A 17,756-nucleotide genomic window follows, 5' to 3' on the forward strand; every position below is an offset into this window, starting at 1 on the left:
ACCTCGGCCATGGTCTTGGGCGCTGGCTTACTGGCCAAATGCTTCGCGGTCGTGGTAGGCACCGTACTGGGCTGGATCGGCGCGGTGGTCGGCGATGCGATCCGCAAGTTCGCTCATCCTGATGCTGTCTTTACCAGCGGCGGGCTGCTGAGCCTGCTGTGGATCAAGATCTTCTGGCGAGTAGGACCACAACTGATTGGCTTGGTGTGCGGCGTGATGCTGGGCTGTGCGCTAGTGCTGCGTTGAGGGGACTTGGATATGAAGAAGTACCTGGCACTCCTCGCCTCTCTGCTGCTGATCAACGCGTGCTCGGACGAAAACTCCAAGATCCGCGGTGATTTTATAGCCGGCTGCATGAATGGGGGCTCGAGCAAGGCCGTATGTGCTTGCACATTCGAGAAGCTCGAAACGAAGTACAGCCCAGCAGAACTGCGAGGGATCAATCGCTTAACAGCACCGCCGGAATCTTTCCTAAGGGAAGCTTTTCAATCAGCACAAGCGTGCCGTATTCAGCACAACTGATCCCAATGCGCCATATACCGCTGCCCCTGCCAACAAATTAGCCTACGCATATAAGTCAAGACGTTCGAAACCTTAATGAGGAAGGGCTGCTCAAAGCAGCCCTTCCTCATTAAGAATGAACAATATTTTTATTTTTCTGTTCGGTGCCTTTTAGCATGCAGATATTCAAACTTAGACGATCTGAAAGCAGGTCCAATGACAAAAATTCAAGCCACCTCGAAGATCTGACAGAGGTTCCAGCCACTCTACTATTGGTCCGTCTTCGACATGCGAAATGGCAGTACGCCCCAATGGATTTGCCCAGGAAGCCAGGGTCAGCTCCTGGAGGTGTATGAGCACAGGCAAAGCCGGTACCGGGCACCGCGCCCCTACTTTACGAAACCGCTCCAGGCTAATTGTCAGTCCAGTCCTAAGCGCACCCCATCTGCACTGTGCGCTGCGCCACTCGCGCCTCACGTCGTTGCAGCAGGTTCAGCAATGGCGCAGTTATCAGGGTAGAGAACAGCGCCATGATCACGAGGATCGAGAACAGCTGTGCCGGCATCAAGCCCAGCTCATGGGCGATGTTCAACACCACCAACTCCATCAGCGCCCGGGTGTTGAGCAACACTCCGATCTTCAACGCCTCACGCCCCGCCATCCCCCCCAGCCGGGCGGCTAGCGCGCAGCTCAGGCCTTTGCTGGCACAGGCGCAGAACACCCAGAACAGACACCAGAGCAGGTCATCGGCCGTGCCGAGGGTGCCCAGGTCGATCTTCATGCCGGTGTAAAAGAAGAACACCGGCACCATGACGATATTGACCAGCGGGCGCATGCGCAGATCCCACTGCTCGCGCAGCACGTCACATCGGTACAGCGCGGTGCCGAGCACGAAACCGCCGACGATGGCGAACACGCCCAGACATGCAGTGATGACCGCCATGACGAAGACCGTGGCGACCACCAGGCCGAAACGCATGTCGCTCAACCCCTCGCCCGAGGGCGACTCACGCTGCAGCCAACGGTTCAGCCAGGGCGCCACCCCGCCATAGAACAGGCCGAGGAACAGGCCGACCGCGCCCACTTTCAACAGCGTGGCGGTGAAGCCTTCGCCGGCGCACACCACGATGACCAGCCCCAGCGCAATCCAGCCGATCAGGTCGTTGATGCCGGCAGCCGCTATGGCGGTCACTCCGGTCTCGCTACGTGCCATGCCGCGCTCGAGCAGAATGCGACCGAGAATAGGCAGGGCCGTGATGGAGAAGGAAATGCCGCACACCAGCATCAGCCCGGTCAAGTTCTCCACCGGCTGGTACTGAGTATAGAGATACGCGCAGGCCATCCCGGCCAGATAAGGCATTGGAATGCCCAGCACGGTGATCCAGCCCAGGGCACGCTTCAGTCGGCGCTCGCGCAGCAGGCCGAAGTCGAACTCCATGCCGATCTGGAACATCATCAGGATGATGCCCAACTGCGAGATCGCCGTGAGAATACCGCCCACCGAGCCGTTCAGAAACGCCCTGCCCTCGGGCCAGAACATGCCCATTAGGGTGCCGAGCACGATGCCGCCAGCGATCTCGCCGACCGCAAACGGCTGGCCATGACGCTGCGCCAGTCGCCCCGCTAGCTGGCTGCTGACGATGATGATCGCCAAAGCCCCTAGGAGCGTGACCAGTTGCTGTTCGTGATGATTCATGGCTGGACCTCCTAGTCCGAAAGAAGGGCAAGTTCGCCCAGCAGCCCGTCGAGGCCTTGTTTGAAGGAGTGCATGTGCGCCACGCCAGTGTCCGGGTTGCTGACCGCGACCCGCAGGTACTGACGCCCTTGCCAGTCCAAGATGCTGGGGTAGCCCAAGCCACGTTGCTGGCAGAGCTCCACCAGTTGCTGGACCTGCTGGTCGCTGGCCGCCCTTGGACGAAACGCCAGGACCGGCATCAGTCCCTGATCCGGCACCAGGCTGTAGCGCGTATCGGCCCGCACCTGCTCACGAAGGCTGGCGGCGGCGGCTGTCATGCCGCGCAACGTCTGGCGATAACCCTGTACGCCGAGGTGGCGCAGCAGGCACCACAGACCCAGGGAGCGAAACTGGCGGGTGCCGTACAGGTTCATCTTGAAGGTGTCGAGCTCTCCCTTCTCTTCCCAGTACGGCCCGCCTGACCAGAAGCTGCCCGCCAGCAGCTCGCCGTTGCGCACCAGCAGGCAGCCCACGCCAAAGGCAGCGAACATCCACTTGCAGGGGTCGAAGGTGATCGAGTCGGCCTCGTGCAGGCCGTACATCATGGCCCTGGCCTCGGGCAAGGCAGCCAAGGCCAGACCAGCGGCGGCATCGACGTGGAACCACAAGTCATGCTGGCGAGCACAGTCGGCAATCGCCTGCAAAGGGTCGATCGCGCCAGTGGCAGTGGTGCCCAGCATGCCGATCACGCACATCGGACTTAGGCCCTGGGCGATGTCCGCAGCCAATTGCGCAGTCAAGGCATCGACCTGCAGCACACCATGGCTGTCGACTTCCACCGAGACCAACACCTGCGGATCGAAGCCGAGCACATCCAGGGCCTTGGCCACCGAGAAGTGCCCTTCGCGTGACATGTACACCCGCGCCCGAGAGAACGGTATGTCATGTCCGACGCGAGCCTGCCAGTGCTCGCGTGCCAGCTTGAGGCCGATGAGGTTGGCCAAGGTACCGCCACCGGTGAAGATCCCTCCCGGCAGACGGCCCTGCACTGGCGGCAGGTCGAACAGCCCGCGCAACGCGTGCAACACCTCCGCTTCGATCATCGTCGCGCTCGGCCCCGCGCGCCAGGCGCCTGGGGTCTGGTTCAACGCGCTGCCGAGCAGGTCGCCGAGCACGGTGGCGGGGTGTGGCTTGGGCGAGATGTAGCCGAAATACTTCGGGTGGCTGACATTGCACAGCCCTGCGCTCATCAGTTCGATGGCCGCCGCCAGGGTGTCGCCCAGCGGTTGGCCGTCGACGGTCAACGGTTGCGGCGCGTTGATCCGCTCGGCGATGGCGTCGTGCGCGTGCCAGAGCGGGAAGCGCTCCGGCGCCACCTGCATGTCAGCGAAGAATTCCAGCACCTGGCGTCCGGCGCTCAACAGCGCCTGTGAGCGCCCATGCTGCAAGGGATCAATCACGCTCCACCCCCAAGGTCTCGACGTGCAGACGGATCTGACGCTGGATGCGCATGTGCCGCCCCAGTACAGCCTGCCGGTCTTCGCCGGCGATCAGGTAGTAGCAGTAGTGCGGCTGAGCCGAGTCGGGCATCGCCTGTACCCAGTCACCGGGCTCGGCCAGGATGATCCGCTCACACAACCCCGGCATGTCGTCGAACACCTCCAGCCCCTCGACCTCGCGCAGCACACCGCTGCGCTCGATCACCACGCCACCGAACAGCATCGCGCCCTGGGGCGGAGCTAGGGCCGGCAAGGCCGGAAGGCCGAGCAACTGCCCAGCCTGGGCGGCATGCACATCCAACCCGGTAAGGCGGCCGATCGCCTGCACAGTGAAACCGCCGCCTGGCCGCAACCCCGCCTCTAATACGCAGGGCACGCCCTGCCGGTAACGGATCTCGACGTGCGCGGCGCCCTGGGTCAGCCCCAGGCCCCGCGCCGCACGGATCGCCAACGCGCCCAGTTGGCGCTCCTCGTCACGATTGCCGGAGGTCGGCCAGACCGATGCCGATTCGGCGAAGTACGGCCCATGTCCGCCTTCCTTCTCCAGTACCGCTAGCACCAGATCCTCGCCGTCAGCCTGCAGCAGCACGTCGATACCGAACTCACGCCCTTCGCAGTAGGCCTGGGCAATCATGCGTAGGCTGCCGTGACCGTAGGCGAAGCGGTTGCGGTCCTTGAGTGGATCGACCGCGATGGACTGCGCGATGAGGCCTTCGAGCCTGGCCAGCGCAGCCTGGTACTGCCGCTCGTCAGCGACCGCGATGACCCCTTGGCTGTTCATCGAGTCACTGAGCTTGATCACCACGCGCTCGCCCAACTGCTCACGCACTCGTGCCCACGGCGCGTGCGCATCCAGGGGCAAGGTCGGCGGCACGACGATGCCCTGAGCCTCCCAGAGCAGCGCCGCCAGGTACTTGTTGCGGCTGGCGACTGCCGTGGCCACCGACATGCCCGCCAAGCCCAACTGCTCGGCCAGTTGCGCCGTCGCCAGCACGGTGCCTTCGTTGACCGGCAGCAAGGCATCGAGCGGCTGCCGCGCGTGGTAACCACGAACAGCATCGAACAACCCCTCGAGCGGCCACAGCGGCACATTAAGCACCGCCTCCACGGCAGGGTGCTCACGCCACGCCTCGCCGTTGCCGATCAGTACCACGCGCAAGCCCGCTGCGCCCAGGCCATCGAGCAGGCGTCGACCGGGATAGGCGTGAAGCACGCCTATGCGTTTTCCCTTCATTGCAATTCTCCTCAGAAGGACCCCGTGCGGGCGCCCGGGCGGCTTTCGAGCAGCGTCAGCACTTGCCCGCCGACCTGGCGCTGGGTGGCCTCGAACAGGTCGGTGGTCATGTTGTTGGTCCACAGCCGACCTCGCTGGGAGATCTCGTAGGCGTGCTCACCGTCGGCCAGCAGGCCGTGCTCGACCCAGCGCTCCAGCAACCGCGGGTCAATGGTCTGCAGCGCCTGGTGGTGGGCCTTGTCCAGTCGCAGGAACTTGGGAAACATCACCGCACCACGGTTTTCCGGACGCTCCAGCGCCAGCGAGCTCTTCTCGATGCTCGGCAGCCCTTGCTCGATCGCCTCCATGTAGCGGTTTACGTTGCTTTGCTTCATGTAGCTGAAACCATCGACGTAGCCGCGCGCCGAGGAGCCGACCGCCAGCGTCTCGGCGCGGTGCTCGCCACCACCGCCGCCCCACAGCAGGCGGAAGTACTCGCACACCTGATCCTTGCGGCTGTAGATCTGGTCGGCGACGTTGCGGTAGCCCGACTCTGCCAGGCGGTGGCGCAACTGTTCGAACATCGCAAGCATCAAGGTATCGCTGGGCTTGGGCGGAATGCTGCCCTCCTCCATCTGGCGCTTGAACTTGGGCGGGAAGGCGAAGTAGTGCAGGTTGTAGTAGTCGACGCTGTCGAAGCCGTCGTCGATCAGCCGCGCCAGGTCACGCTCCAGCGACACCAGAGTCTGCCCTGGCAAGTTGTACATCATGTCGACGTTGATCTCGTCGAAGCCGAAGCGCCGCCCCTGATCGCGCACATTGGCCACGTCATCCAGAGTCGCGGCGATATTGAAATGGTCGCGCAGCGACTGGTCATAGGTCTGAAGGCCGAAGCTGATACGCTGCACGCCATTGGCCTTGAGTACCTCCAGGCGATGCGGATCGCCAAGAGTCTTCGGCTCGCCCTCAAAAGTCCATTCGGCCTGCGGGTCGATGGTGAAACTCTGCCTGATGGTATCCATGATGCGTTGCAGCTGCCCAGGCGACAGCACCGAGGGCGAGCCGCCACCGAAGTAGATAGCGCGCAGCATCGAGGACTGGCCACGCACACTCGCCGCCTCGTTGCGAATGTCACGGCACAGCGCCTGGGTGTAACGCTCGTAGACCGAGGTGTCCTTGTCCACACGCACGTGGAACGGGCAGAAACGGCACATGTCCTGGCAGTAGGGTATGTGCACATAGAGCAGGGTTTCTATGCCGGCCGCCACCGGTTGCTGGAATACGCCTGGCAGTCGGGCATGCACCGCATCGCCGAGCAACGGATAGAAATAATAAGTCAGCGGATAGTAGGCCTCGTACATGCTCGCCCCCTAGCCCAGCAAACGGTTGGCGTTGTCTTGCAGCACGGCACGCAGTACCTGCTCGTCCAGACCCGCGCCGAGAATGCGCTGGCACACCGCCGAGTAGCTGCCGCTGACCGGCAGGTCCGAACCGAACAGCACCTTGTGGTGAATCTGCGGCCGGTCGTGCAGCCAGTCCGCCAGAACCTCTGGCGGCACCAGCGCGGTATCGAGGTAGACCCCCGGATAGCGCTCTGCCATTTCCAAGGCTTCGTCGTACCAGGTCGGCTTGCCGCCATGGGCGAACACCACGTTCAGCGTCGGGAAGGTTTCCACCAGGCGGCGATAGTCGCTGGGGCGAATATATTTCTGCTCGGTGTCGCGCTGGGCGGTCAGCCCGGTGTGATACATGATCGGCTGGCCGGCCTCGGCGCATTTCTCGTAGACCGCCATCATCGAGTCCAGGTACGGGTCGAAGTCGTGATCGGCTGGGTAGAATTTGTAGCCCTTGATGCCGCGCGCATGGTCCTTGTGCCATTCGGCGAGCGGATCGGGATGATGGTTGGGGTTGATGTTGCCGAACGGCACGAAGAACGGATCGTTGCCGCAGAACTCTAGAATCAGCTCACTATCGATGGAGAAGCTGGTGCCCGGCCCGCACTCGGCCAGGATCACCGCGCGCACCACGCCACAACCTTGCAGGTAAGCCTTGAGCGCGGCCGGGTCGGAAAAGATCTGGCGCACGTCGACACCCGGCTCGAAAGGAAACTTGGTCAGCAGGCCCTGGATGTCGTCGCGCAGCAGAGCGAACTTGCCGGCATGAATGTGAAAGTCAACGAAGTTCATTTCAAAAGTCCTTTTCAAAATGTCGGAACGGTCTGGAACAGGGACATGTAGTGAGGGGCGACACTGGCGTGCAGACGCTGTTCGAGGAACGCCAGCAGCGGCTCGACATGCTCGGGCTCGTGCCATTCGGCGGCCAGGTCCTCGATCACGTGGTGTTCGGCCAGCAGTTCACCGTCCTGGTAATGGCGCACGATCGGATGGAGGAAGTTGGAGTCCTCGGCGCGCTTGACGTTTTCTCGGCCGACGCGCTCGACGTTGAACGGGTTGTCGAACTTGCGCTGGCCGAACTCCAGGGTCAGGGTGAGGTATTCCTGCCCAGCGAAGCGCTCGGCGACCTGGAGCATGGTCAGTTCCTCGAAGAAGGTCAGCGTATGCTCCTTGCGGTCGAGCACCGCCACGTCCTGCAGATAGCCCGGTTGCTGCCAGAGCGCCGAGGAACGGTTGATTCGCGCCAGCAAACGCTCGCACAGCGCCTCGGTCTGCAACGCCAGCGTCTGGCTTGGCAGACCGATGCCTTCGTAGCGCTCATGCAGCAGGCGGCACAGGGTGCGCACGTTGTAGCGGAAACCATGGATGAATCCGGACATGTACTTCTTGTAGTCCAGGTACTGCATAAGGGTGCCGGCGAAATACAGGTCCGGTACGTTGGCGGACTGCCAGTCGGCACTCTGCACCGGCAGCCGGCCCTGGGTGCATAGCTGTGGGCGGCAGCTGTCGTCGAACAGCGAATCGTCGAAGCGGAAACCAGTGCAGGCAATGACCCGGTCGTACTCGATCATTTCCTGCTCGCCCTCGGCGTGCTGGTAGGCGAACCACGCTTTGTAGCGCTCGCCGTCGCGCTCGATACGCTGCAACTGGGCATCGAGCACAGCGTTCTGCGACTTGAGCTGGTAGGTATCGAGCAGGTTGTTGTTGACTGCCCGGACATGGCCTACATAGTGAGTCGACCAGGCCATGCGCAACGGGTTGGGGCTGGCCACGTGAATCATCGCGGCGTGCTCAATCAGCGCATCGGCGGTCTCGAACGCCGAGTTGCCCTTGCCCAGGATCAGCACTTTCTTGTTGGTCAGTGGCTCGGGATCGACATCCATGTCGGCATAATGCTCGGCGTGCTCGATGCCCTCGATGGCCGGCAGCCAGCCCAGGTGCACGCCGGTCGCCACGATCAGCACACGCGCATGCAGCTGCTCGCCGTTGCCCAAAGTGACGATGAAGTGCCCGTCACGCTTGACGTTGGTCACGGTGCAGCCGCTGCGCACGTTCAGTTGATGCTGCTCGGCGAAGCTCTTGAGGTAACGGGGCATGTCATCGGCGTCAGGGAAGTAGCGCCGACTGAAATCAGGGAAACGCTGGCTCGGCTGCTCGTCGCTGAGCAGCGAGTTCCAATCCCAGCGCAGGTTGATTTCCGGATCGTCGTAGCCGGTGTGGACCTTGTTGATGGAAATCAGCTTACGGTGCCGGGGGAAGCGCTTGAAGCTGGTTCCCGGCGCTTGGCCACTTTCGAGTATCAGGTAATCGCAGCCCTGTTCCTGCAGGCAGTAGCCTGCCTGCAAACCGGCCGGGCCAGCACCGATCACCAAGTATCCATACATCCTTGAGTTGGGCATTTCGATAACTCCATTTATTCATGGTCTGTGAATAACGGGCACGCGGCGTCGCTCAGCCATCGCCGGTTGGCGAAAGCTGTGTGCGCTCATCGAGTCGTTAAGTCAGTGTTAACGTGTTGTTGTAAACATCGGGCTCAAGGCCCCCGGGTGGGCTACACGAAGCCGATCACCGCATGCTTTTCGCCGCTGCCGCGGGTTACCTGGGTCCTGCTGAAACCGGCGGCGCGCAGTAGCGCCTCGAACTGCTCGGCGGTACGGTGCCGGCCACCGGTTTCCAGCAGCATGGCCAGGTCCTGCATCACGGCATTGAAGGGCGCCGCGCCCGAGGCCTCGAGCAGGCGGTCGAGCACCAACACCCGACCATTCTCCGGCAAGGCTTCGCGCACCCGGCGCAGCAGGGCGCACGACTGCTCATCGTCCCAGTCCGAGAGGATGAAGCCCAAGGCATAGGCCTGAGCCTTGGGCAACGGGCTGTCCCAGAAATCGCCGGCCACGAAACCGACCCGACCGAGCAGTTCCATGCTCTCGACACGCGCCAGGCAATGGCGCTCGACGGCGGGCAAGTCAAACACCGTCGCGCGCAAACCGGGGTGACGGCGAGCCGCGGCGATGGCGAAGGCCCCGACGCCGCCGCCCAGGTCGACAATGCTGTCGACTTCATCGAGCAGGCCAAGCCCTACGAGCTCTTCGGAAGGTTGGTGGCTAAGGCTCCACATGGCGTCATGAAACGCGCTGCCACGCTCCTCAGCCTCCAGATAGTCGAACGGTGCCTGGGCTTCCTGGGCCAATTGCGACCATTGCGCCTGGCCGCTAGCCAGCGCCGCATCCAGGTGCTCGAACAGCGGCTGGGTATTGTCGGCGAAATGCTCCAGCAACGGTCCCAGGAACTGAGGTGACGCCGGATCCAGCGAGCGCTGGGCCCCGGATGTCAGGACATAGCCGTACGCGCCGTGACCGACCAGGTTCCAGGCCATCGCGCCACCGAGCACGCGACGCAGGGTGTCCTGGTCAAGGTCCAAGCGTTGCGCCAGCGTGTCCAGTGCAACGCCGTCGGGGGCCGCCGCCAGTTCGCGATACAGGCCAAGACGATGGCCATGGAAGAGGATGCCACTGCCCATGAAGCCGTAAAGCGCCATGTTCACCGGATCCTGAGCGACGAGGGTGTCGAATGCCGTTTGCATGGGTAAAACCTCCTTGTTTCGGGGGCGCGAATTCAGGTGCCCAGTTCGAAGGTACCTTCGGCCAGTACCTGTCCATTGACTATCAGCTGTATCTGATGCGCACCGGGGTAATAACTACGCACCTGGTTGGTGGCGATGCCATGCTCGCGCTGCAGGCGCACGCTGCCCTGGGCCTGCTTCTTGCGCTTGCTCCACTTGAATACCCGGCGATTGGTCTGCCCGCGAGCACCGGGAGCGAGGATGGCGTAGTCGACCATCAGGCCATGTTCGCCCGCCCCTTCGACCTGGATATCGCAGTCCAGCGTGATGCTCTGGCCGGCCACGATGCTCGGCGGACTGACCTCGAAACGCTTAACCTTGACCGGTGTCGTGCGCAAATAGCCAAGCAGCTCGAGGGCCGCGGCGTTGCCCTGGCGCGTCAGAGTGCGCGCGGCGTGGCGTACCATCCACTGCCCCTGCTCGCTCGGCAGCTCGGCTTTCCAGCGGCTGAGCAGCTCGACCACCAACGCGGGATGATCCTTGCTGATGTCGTTGAGGTTGTTGGCCACCGAACGCCGCACATAAAGACTGGGATCGTCGCGCAGACGTTCGAGCAGCGGCAGGATCGGCGTCGGATCGAGCAGCAGCGAAGGCACACGTGAAGCCCAAGGCAGGCGCGGCCGAGTGCCTTCGCTGATCAGCCGGCGCACGTCGGAGCTGTCATCGTCTAGCCAGCCGGTCAGCACCGCCAGGGTCTGCTGCGGACAGGCCACCAGGTACGGGCGAATGGCGAACTCGCTGGTGAAGTGTCGGGTCACCTTGTGAATGGCCTGCATCGCCAGCTCGAAATCGTCCAGGCCACGGGTCTCGACGATATCGGCGATGACCCACACCGGGAACCCGCTCATGCGCCCCAAGCGCGTCTGGGGCACGGCATCGAGCATGCCCGTGAGCACCGGCACGGCTTCGTCGAACGACAGCCCCAGCCCGTGCCACAGCGCCTCGGCCAACGCCCGTACCCGGGCTTTCATTTCCAGGCCTTGCAGCTCGGTCGGCAGGGCCGCCTGGTAACGCTGGGCATCGAAGCCCGGCGCCAATGCCGCGGCGCGCAGGCCCAGCTCCTGGCACAGTGCTTGATCGAAATGATCCTTGAAGTCCATGTCCTTTCTCCGTGCCTGTCAGCGCCGGGCTTCCAGGCTACTTCTGTCGAAGGCAAGCGCGTCGTAGCCGTTGCCGAAGCGATAGTTGCTCCAGCGCATCAGTGTCTGTTTGCCGGTCTGGTGATTGACCATGCGCATCTGTCCGGCACGCCAGTAGCGCTCGCCATAGACCTGGTAGTCCTGGTAGGTCTGGGTCTTGAGCAGCGCGTTCTTGCGGTCGTAGTACTCGACTTTCAGAGGCCGGTAATGTGCCTTGTCCAGCCAGGTTACCTGACGCGTGTAGCCCGAGCGCGGATACGCCGGCACCATCTGCAAGCGGTACGCCTGCTGCCCTTCGACTTCCTCGTCGCCCAGGTACTCGTAGCTGTACTTGTCCAGCTCCCAACTGGCCATGTCCTCATAGGCGAACTCACTCCCCATGAACGGCCCGGACTTGTTCTCCGAGGCGATACGCTTGACCCTGCGAAGCGACGGGAAGTACTGCCACTGATCGTCTGACTGCAAGCTGTGGGCGTGGGTCAGCAGGGTCGTACCGCGCACATCCGCCGGGCTGAGAAATCGCGCCAGGCTCTTGTCGCCATCGCCCTGCACTTCGAGAAACTGCACCTCTAGCTCACGACTGCTGGTCGCACCGTAGGCATTGCGCAGTTCCATCTGCAGTTCGGCCGCCATGTCCTGCCAGCCCGTGTTGCGGCGATCCGCCTCCTGGGCAATCTGCAGGCCACGCTCATCGGCCAACGCCGCGCCCGCCTCAACGAGGCAGAGCAGGCTGACCAGCAGCTTCAATTGTTTCAGTCCCTTCACGTTTTTTCTCCAGAGTCAGTTCAAGCAGCCGTGGCAGTAGGAAGAAGTCCGCCAGCAGGGCGATCACCAGGGTCAGGGCGGTCATCAACCCCATCTCCCGGTTCAAGGCGAAGTCCGACAGGGCCAGCACCAGGAAGCCGGCGGTCAGGGTCAGCGTGGTCACCAGCAAGGCCGGCGCCGTGCTGCCGAAAGCATCGACTACCGCCTCGGCGACGCTACGCCCTTCTTCGCGGGTGCGTTGCAGCACCGCATACATGAAGTGGATGGTGTCATCGACCACCACGCCAAGCGTCATCGACGCGACGATGGCGACGGAGAAGCCGACCTGGCCAACGAACAGCCACCAGATGCCCAGCACCATGGCCACCGGAATGATGTTCGGCACCAGCGACAGCAGGCCGAGCTTCCAGGAACGGAACAGCACCATCAGCAGCAGCGCCACCACCAGCGCCGAACTGGCGATGCCCCACATCATGCTTTCGACGTTGCGCTGGCCGATATGGGCGAAGATCAGCGTGGTGCTAGCGGCCGTGGCGGTCAGCATCGAGGCGTTGGCCTGCAGCCAGTCCATCGAGCGGCGCTCGAAGGCCAGCATCTGCCGCGTGCTCAGCTCGTGCAGCGCGACCACGGTCCGGGCGGTGCCACGGCCGACATCAATCTGGTTGTTCAGGTCGAGTCCGTAGGGCAACGACTGTTCGTACAGCAACAGGCTCTGGGCCGCGATTTCGGTGTTGGCCGGCAGACGGTAGGCATCCGCCTCGCCGGTGGTCAGGCTGCGGTTGATGCGCTTGACCACATCCGACAGGGTGCCCACGTGCGCCACTTCGGGCTGCTGGCGCAACCAGCCGGCGAAGGCGTCGACATCGGCGAGGAAGCGCGGATCGTTGACACCAGCGTCGGAGCGCGACCGCAGGGCGTATTCGATGGTGTAAAGGCCGGTAAGGTTATGCTCGGTGAAGTCGTTGGCCTGGCGAAACGCGGTGTCCGGGCTGAACCAGCGCAGGTACTGGTCGTTGAGATCGTTGCGCCCGGCCAGCGACACCAGCACCACCACCACCGGTAGGGTCAGCCACATCAGTAGCCGCGAGCGCGCCTGGACCCAGGTGCCGAAGCGACGCATGCCACGCTCCAGCGGATCGCTGCCCTTGCCCGGCTTCAATGGTAGCAACGCCACCAGCCCCGGCAGCAGGCACAAGGTATACAGCCAGGCCATGCCGATGCCGATCGAAACGATGTTGCCTAGGTCGCGGAACGGCGGGATCTCACTGAAGTTCAGCGATAGGAAGGCGATGGCGGTGGTAATGCTGGTCACCGTCACCGGTACGGCGGTTTCCTGCAACGCCTCGCGCACCGCCACCAGGCGCGATTCGCCCTTGCGCAGGTGGCTCAACGTCACCGACAGGACATGCACCACGTCCGCCACCGCGATCATCAGCACCACCAGCGGCGCCGAGGCCGACAGCGAGGTCAGGCTCATGCCCAGCCAACCGGCGATGCCTTCGGCGCTGTTCATTGCCAGGTAGACCACCGCCACCGCCGCCAGCGTGGCCAGCACGCTGCGCAGCATGACCAGCGCGGCGACCAGGATGACCAGGTAAACCCACGGCGTGAGGTTGATCGCATCGCCCATGGCCGCCTCAAGGAAGGCATTGTTGTACATGGCCATGCCAGTCAGGTGCACCTTCAGGCCGGGATAGCGGCTCTGCGCCTGATCGGCGAGCTTACGGGCAAAGCCCACCACCTCGCTGTTCTCGAACGGCGACGCACCGGCCAGATGGTAGATGACGTTAACCGCGGCAACCTTGCCATCCTGAGACACCAGACGGCCGACCAGTTGCGGTTCGGCCAGGGCCACGGCGCGGATGCGCTCGCGCTCGGCAGGCTCCAGACGGGCCTGCTCGGACACCAAGTCGGCGACGCGGATGTTGTCGGCGTCGGCATCTATATGCTGGAAGTTGGCCAGCGAGTCGACGCGCACCGAATAGGGCGTCTGCCAGGCTTGCCGGGTGATCCAGCGCAGGGCCTCAAGGGATTGCTTGTCGAAGGCATCGCCGGAGGCAGGCGCCAGCACGATGAACAGGTTGTCCGAGCGGTCGAAGGTGGCCTGCAACTGCTCGAGCGCCATCAGCTCGGGGTTGTCCTTGGCCAGGTAGTCACGGTAGTCGGTGCTGAAGCCGAGCCGATCTTTGCCCAAGCTGGCCAGCGCGGCCACGGCAAGAAAGGCAAGCAGCAATCCCCAGCGCAGACGCACCAGCACCGAGGCAATCGTTCTCATCATTTTGACATCCATTCCAAAAAGACCGGGGTAATCGGTGGCTACACAAGCTATAGACCTATAGTTCACATGTCAACAATTGACGTATCAACTTTTGACTTGTAATTTTCGGCCCTTACTTTCCCCTCGCAAGGAGCGATACATGAAATTGACCGTTAGCCACTCCGCCGAAACCCAGGCCATTGCCAGCGGCCTGCTGGACGGCCTGGTCGCCCAACCGCTGTTCGGCGAGCTAGACGTGCGCCGTCTGCAGCTCGCCCCCGCCGGCACGGGCCTGGCCGTGATGCAGGTGAAAAAAGACCTGGCGCGCTGGAACAACCCCACGGGTCAAAAAATGTTGGTGGTGTTCCAGTTCCACGAGCGCGATGCTGACCAGCACGAATCGTCCTTGGCCCGCTATGTCGACGACCGCGAACCAGCGCTGGCCCGCCACGGTGTGGCGGTGGTGCTCAGCGCTGTGACCGAGCGCGGCGAGCATTGGCCCTTCGATGGCTTCGAGATCATCGACTTCCCAAGCCTGGAAACCGTTGGCCAGCTGATGCAGGACGACGACTACCGTCAGCGCACCGCAATCTCCAGCGCCGTGTTCGGCGGTGCCTTCGCCATGGCGCCGATCAAGGCCGCCTGAAGCCGCAATCAAGGACGATGACATGATGGCTTTCGCCCCAGGCCCTCGCGGGCATGTTCTCTTTGGCTGTGCCCAGCAGTTCCGTGAGCGCCCATTGGCGCTGCTCGACGAGTGCCACCAGCGCTACGGGACGCTGGTACGTCTGCCGGTCGGTTTCGGCATGGCCTTCTGCCTTGCCTTCGACCCCCATGACCTGGCCACGATCTTCCACAGCGACAACTTCGGCCGCAGCGATATCGCCAAGGCCTTCGAGCCGCTGGCTGGCGGCAGCATGATCATTGCCGATGGTGATCGATGGAAGGAGCAGCGCAAGGCTGTCATGCCCTCGTTCGCGCTACCACGACTGCGCGCCCTTGCCCAGGTGGTCGATGACCTCGCCGCCGAACGCGTCGCCGGCTGGCAACACCACCAGCGGGCCGGCGCGCCCCTGGACCTGCAAGCACAGATGGTCGCGTACGCCATGGACGTGCTGACCCACTTCCTCTTCGGCCGGCGCATTGACGCACAGGCGATCGCGCGTATAGCCGATGGCTGGACGCAGAGCCTGTACTACATGAACATCCGCCTGTCGGCCGCCGTGCCGGTGCCCAACTGGCTGCCGACCCCCAACAACCGACGCCTGCACCGTGCCGCGAGCCTGATCGCCGATGTACTGCTGGAAATCATCAGCGAACAGCGCCAACGTCAGGGCAGCCAAGACGGTGGCTTTCTCGGCGACCTGATCGGCTACCGCGACGAGCGTGGCCATGCCCTGCAGGACGCGCGCATCCTGCGCGAAATCATGGGTGTATTCCTGGCCGGTTTCGACACCGTAGCCAGCGCCATGATGTGGACGCTAAACGACCTGACCAACCATCCGCAGTGGCAGAGCAGGGTCGCCGACGAACTGGCCAGGCCTGGCCAGGAACCGCGCCTGGATCTGAAGGACACGCCATTGCTGGAGCAGTGCTTCAACGAATCAATGCGGCTGTCGCCACCACTCTGGCTGGTGGACCGCAAGGCCAAGGCCAGCTGCATGCTCGGCGGCCAGCGCATTCCGGCAGGCACCAACATCATCACCAGCCCCTGGGTCACCCACCGAGACCCGCGCTACTGGGCCACGCCATTGCGGTTCAACCCCGAGCACTTCTCCGCGCACGCTCCCGAGCGCCCGAAATACGCCTACTTCCCCTTTGGCGGCGGACGCATGAAGTGCATCGGCATAGGCCTGGCCCACTTACAGCTCAAGGCGATCGTGCGCCATGCCTTGGGGCATTTCGAGCTCGCTCCGGCCGCCGACCACGTTCCTCAGATCGAGCCGGCCTTCGTGCTACGTACCCGTGACGGCCTGAAGGTGACATTGACCAGACGCGAAGCCCGACGTGCAACGGCCGTTGCGGTCTAGCGCCTGCGGGCTGCTGGGCTGGCTGTGCTGCGCGCTCGCCCAAGGCGAGCCGGGACACACCGAGCTGACCGTGCAGGGCAATGGCTACGAGGCCGCGCGTCGCAGCTTCGTTGGCCTGCAGTACAAGTGGGATCGCCAGGAGGCGCTGACACGCGGGCTCATGCTAGATATAGAGGTCGAGTTGCAGATGGCAGGCGTGCCACGCTACGACGCCGCCGACCTGCGCGAGCTTTCCATCACCTACGACAATGGCCCCTGGCAGCTGCGCGCTGGCGCCAGTCGCGTGTTCTGGGGCGTCACCGAATCTCGCCACCTAGTAGATGTGATCAACCAGCTCGACCAGCGCTTCGACCCGGACGGCGATGTACGCCTGTCGCAGCCCATGATCGCGCTCAGCTATCGCCAGCCCGGACGCAGCGTCACGCTGTTCGCCCTGCCCTGCTACCGCGAGCGGCAGACCACGCTGATGGTTACGCCCAGGGATGATGCGGCCTACGACGACAGCACGGTGTCAGCGCTGCGCTGCGACGGCGCGCCCGGCTTCGCCCTGCGTGCCAGCCAGGTGGCCGGGCCGGCAGACCTAGGCCTGAGCCTGTTCCAAGGCCCGGCGCGCGAGCCGTACGGCGGGCGTCGGGCCGAGCCCCAGGACGATCCCTATCCTCGCGTGCAGCGTGCCGCGTTCGATGGCCAGGTCACCCTGGGCCCCTGGCTTCTCAAGCTTGAGGCCCTGCTGCAGGACAGCGAGCGTGGCAGCGACCGGGCCGCGGTAGCCGGTTTCGAATACACCTGGCCATCGGCCCTTGGCGGCGCCAGCGACCTTTCCCTGCTGATCGAGCACCTGGTCGACAGCCGCTGCGACAGCCTCGTCGCGGCCTGCGGGGAAATGCTCGGCGTGCGCTGGCTGGCCAACGACAGCGAAGACAGCAACCTGCTGGTCTCGGCCGTTCGCGATCGAACCAGTGGTCGCGTGGGCCTGAAGATCCAAGGCAGCCGGCGCATCGACGAGCAGCTCAGCATGCTGCTCAATAGTGGCGGAATGCACCGCACCAGGTATCTCTCCATTGGGCTATCCTATGCTTTTTGAGCTCGTCCTTCTCCCCTTCGACAGTACGTATGCTCGCCGCTCCACCAGGATGGCGCCAACCTATTGCGCGTCTTGCTTGGTCGCCTATCGCATCCAGAGGTCCTGAACAGTGGCAAGCAACGCTGAACCTGTATTACGCAGCCTATTTTGTTTCAACTTCTACCGTGGCTGGAGAGGCATCTCCGAGTTCTATCGCAAGTACCTGCCCGAGGGTATTTCCGCCCAGCAGAGCTACCTGCTGGAGCTGTGCAGCGTCGATGAGGGCATCCTGGTCGGCGAGATCGCGCATCAGCTCGAAATCGAGATGTCGGCCGTGTCCGGCCTGCTCAAGCGCATGGAGGCCAGCGGTCTGGTGCGCCGCGAGGTGGCGCCGCAAAATCGCCGCCAGACCCTGGTCTACCTGACCACCGAAGGCGAGGAACTGCGTAGCCAAGTGCACACGGCCATGATGGCGGCGGATAAGCAACTGTCCAAAGCCATCCCCAAAGAAGACAAGGTCGCCTTGATGAAGGTGGTTGACCAGATCCGCGTGCTGATTGGCGAAGACGGCTGAAGTCTGTTTTAAGCAGCAACGCTTTGC

General features: G+C 63.4%; 16 protein-coding genes. 6 read left to right on the top strand and 10 right to left on the bottom strand.

The features are described from left to right. Together FAZ11_RS20805 and FAZ11_RS20810 are read left to right on the top strand one after the other, a co-directional pair. On the top strand, positions 1 to 246 hold a 246-nt coding region (locus FAZ11_RS20805), incomplete at its 5' end, for a hypothetical protein (RefSeq protein ID WP_193557485.1). Between the two features lie 12 nt (positions 247 to 258). After that, entirely contained in the window at positions 259 to 522 is a 264-nt protein-coding gene (locus tag FAZ11_RS20810) for a hypothetical protein (RefSeq protein WP_137279056.1), read from the top strand. Between the two features lie 409 nt (positions 523 to 931). On the opposite strand, the gene FAZ11_RS20815 is transcribed toward FAZ11_RS20810, so the two are convergent. From FAZ11_RS20815 to FAZ11_RS20860, 10 genes are all read right to left on the bottom strand, one after another. Continuing rightward, positions 932 to 2,197 (bottom strand): cation:proton antiporter, encoded by a 1,266-nt coding sequence (locus FAZ11_RS20815; RefSeq protein ID WP_058766255.1) that lies wholly within the window; start codon positions 2,195 to 2,197, stop codon positions 932 to 934. An 11-nt stretch (positions 2,198 to 2,208) separates the two neighbouring features. Beyond that, positions 2,209 to 3,579 carry a pyridoxal phosphate-dependent decarboxylase family protein gene (locus FAZ11_RS20820; RefSeq protein ID WP_137279055.1) on the bottom strand — a complete coding sequence of 457 codons (1,371 nt, stop codon included), beginning with the start codon at positions 3,577 to 3,579 and terminating at the stop codon, positions 2,209 to 2,211. A gap of 49 nt (positions 3,580 to 3,628) precedes the next feature. Next, positions 3,629 to 4,909, bottom strand: coding sequence for an ATP-grasp domain-containing protein (locus FAZ11_RS20825; RefSeq protein ID WP_058766256.1), 1,281 nt, complete (start codon positions 4,907 to 4,909; stop codon positions 3,629 to 3,631). Positions 4,910 to 4,920: 11 nt separating this feature from the next. After that, the gene (locus FAZ11_RS20830) at positions 4,921 to 6,249 is read right to left on the bottom strand and encodes a coproporphyrinogen-III oxidase family protein (RefSeq protein WP_058766257.1); all 1,329 of its coding nucleotides are present in this window, start codon (positions 6,247 to 6,249) and stop codon (positions 4,921 to 4,923) included. 9 nt (positions 6,250 to 6,258) lie between these two features. Continuing rightward, entirely contained in the window at positions 6,259 to 7,074 is an 816-nt protein-coding gene (locus FAZ11_RS20835; RefSeq protein ID WP_058760838.1) for an amidohydrolase family protein, read from the bottom strand. 14 nt (positions 7,075 to 7,088) lie between these two features. Beyond that, on the bottom strand, positions 7,089 to 8,651 hold the full coding sequence (locus tag FAZ11_RS20840) for an NAD(P)-binding domain-containing protein (RefSeq protein WP_204957066.1): 1,563 nt from the start codon (positions 8,649 to 8,651) through the stop codon (positions 7,089 to 7,091). Positions 8,652 to 8,833: 182 nt separating this feature from the next. Beyond that, on the bottom strand, positions 8,834 to 9,862 hold the full coding sequence (locus FAZ11_RS20845) for a methyltransferase (RefSeq protein ID WP_058766259.1): 1,029 nt from the start codon (positions 9,860 to 9,862) through the stop codon (positions 8,834 to 8,836). A 32-nt stretch (positions 9,863 to 9,894) separates the two neighbouring features. Further along, positions 9,895 to 11,001, bottom strand: a complete 1,107-nt coding sequence (locus FAZ11_RS20850; RefSeq protein WP_058766260.1) for a DNA alkylation repair protein — start codon at positions 10,999 to 11,001, stop codon at positions 9,895 to 9,897. Between the two features lie 18 nt (positions 11,002 to 11,019). Continuing rightward, positions 11,020 to 11,805 carry an outer membrane lipoprotein-sorting protein gene (locus FAZ11_RS20855; protein ID WP_081049595.1) on the bottom strand — a complete coding sequence of 262 codons (786 nt, stop codon included), beginning with the start codon at positions 11,803 to 11,805 and terminating at the stop codon, positions 11,020 to 11,022. Next, positions 11,753 to 14,083, bottom strand: a complete 2,331-nt coding sequence (locus tag FAZ11_RS20860; RefSeq protein WP_058760842.1) for an efflux RND transporter permease subunit — start codon at positions 14,081 to 14,083, stop codon at positions 11,753 to 11,755. Before FAZ11_RS20860 ends, FAZ11_RS20855 begins: the two co-directional genes overlap by 53 nt. Positions 14,084 to 14,222: 139 nt before the next feature. Here FAZ11_RS20860 and FAZ11_RS20865 point away from each other — a divergent pair, with 139 nt between their 5' ends. The 4 genes from FAZ11_RS20865 to FAZ11_RS20880 all read left to right on the top strand — a co-directional run bounded on the left by FAZ11_RS20865 (position 14,223) and on the right by FAZ11_RS20880 (position 17,729). Further along, positions 14,223 to 14,708, top strand: a complete 486-nt coding sequence (locus tag FAZ11_RS20865) for a DUF1330 domain-containing protein (RefSeq protein WP_058766261.1) — start codon at positions 14,223 to 14,225, stop codon at positions 14,706 to 14,708. A gap of 22 nt (positions 14,709 to 14,730) precedes the next feature. Beyond that, positions 14,731 to 16,092, top strand: a complete 1,362-nt coding sequence (locus FAZ11_RS20870) for a cytochrome P450 (protein ID WP_081049593.1) — start codon at positions 14,731 to 14,733, stop codon at positions 16,090 to 16,092. Next, positions 16,070 to 17,176 (top strand): hypothetical protein, encoded by a 1,107-nt coding sequence (locus FAZ11_RS20875; RefSeq protein WP_058766262.1) that lies wholly within the window; start codon positions 16,070 to 16,072, stop codon positions 17,174 to 17,176. Before FAZ11_RS20870 ends, FAZ11_RS20875 begins: the two co-directional genes overlap by 23 nt. Positions 17,177 to 17,285: 109 nt before the next feature. After that, the gene (locus FAZ11_RS20880; RefSeq protein WP_058760846.1) at positions 17,286 to 17,729 is read left to right on the top strand and encodes a MarR family winged helix-turn-helix transcriptional regulator; all 444 of its coding nucleotides are present in this window, start codon (positions 17,286 to 17,288) and stop codon (positions 17,727 to 17,729) included. Positions 17,730 to 17,756: the final 27 nt, after the last annotated feature.

It is taken from the genome of Pseudomonas rhizoryzae (assembly GCF_005250615.1).
Taxonomy (GTDB): domain Bacteria; phylum Pseudomonadota; class Gammaproteobacteria; order Pseudomonadales; family Pseudomonadaceae; genus Chryseomonas; species Chryseomonas rhizoryzae.

Coding starts and splice junctions, on each gene's coding strand:
- FAZ11_RS20815 (WP_058766255.1), bottom strand. CDS start 2,197: ATGAATCATCACGAACAGCAACTGGTCACGCTCCTAGGGGCTTTGGCG.
- FAZ11_RS20845 (WP_058766259.1), bottom strand. CDS start 9,862: ATGCAAACGGCATTCGACACCCTCGTCGCTCAGGATCCGGTGAACATG.
- FAZ11_RS20830 (WP_058766257.1), bottom strand. CDS start 6,249: ATGTACGAGGCCTACTATCCGCTGACTTATTATTTCTATCCGTTGCTC.
- FAZ11_RS20825 (WP_058766256.1), bottom strand. CDS start 4,909: ATGAAGGGAAAACGCATAGGCGTGCTTCACGCCTATCCCGGTCGACGC.
- FAZ11_RS20810 (WP_137279056.1), top strand. CDS start 259: ATGAAGAAGTACCTGGCACTCCTCGCCTCTCTGCTGCTGATCAACGCG.
- FAZ11_RS20850 (WP_058766260.1), bottom strand. CDS start 11,001: ATGGACTTCAAGGATCATTTCGATCAAGCACTGTGCCAGGAGCTGGGC.
- FAZ11_RS20860 (WP_058760842.1), bottom strand. CDS start 14,083: ATGATGAGAACGATTGCCTCGGTGCTGGTGCGTCTGCGCTGGGGATTG.
- FAZ11_RS20870 (WP_081049593.1), top strand. CDS start 14,731: ATGATGGCTTTCGCCCCAGGCCCTCGCGGGCATGTTCTCTTTGGCTGT.
- FAZ11_RS20835 (WP_058760838.1), bottom strand. CDS start 7,074: ATGAACTTCGTTGACTTTCACATTCATGCCGGCAAGTTCGCTCTGCTG.
- FAZ11_RS20865 (WP_058766261.1), top strand. CDS start 14,223: ATGAAATTGACCGTTAGCCACTCCGCCGAAACCCAGGCCATTGCCAGC.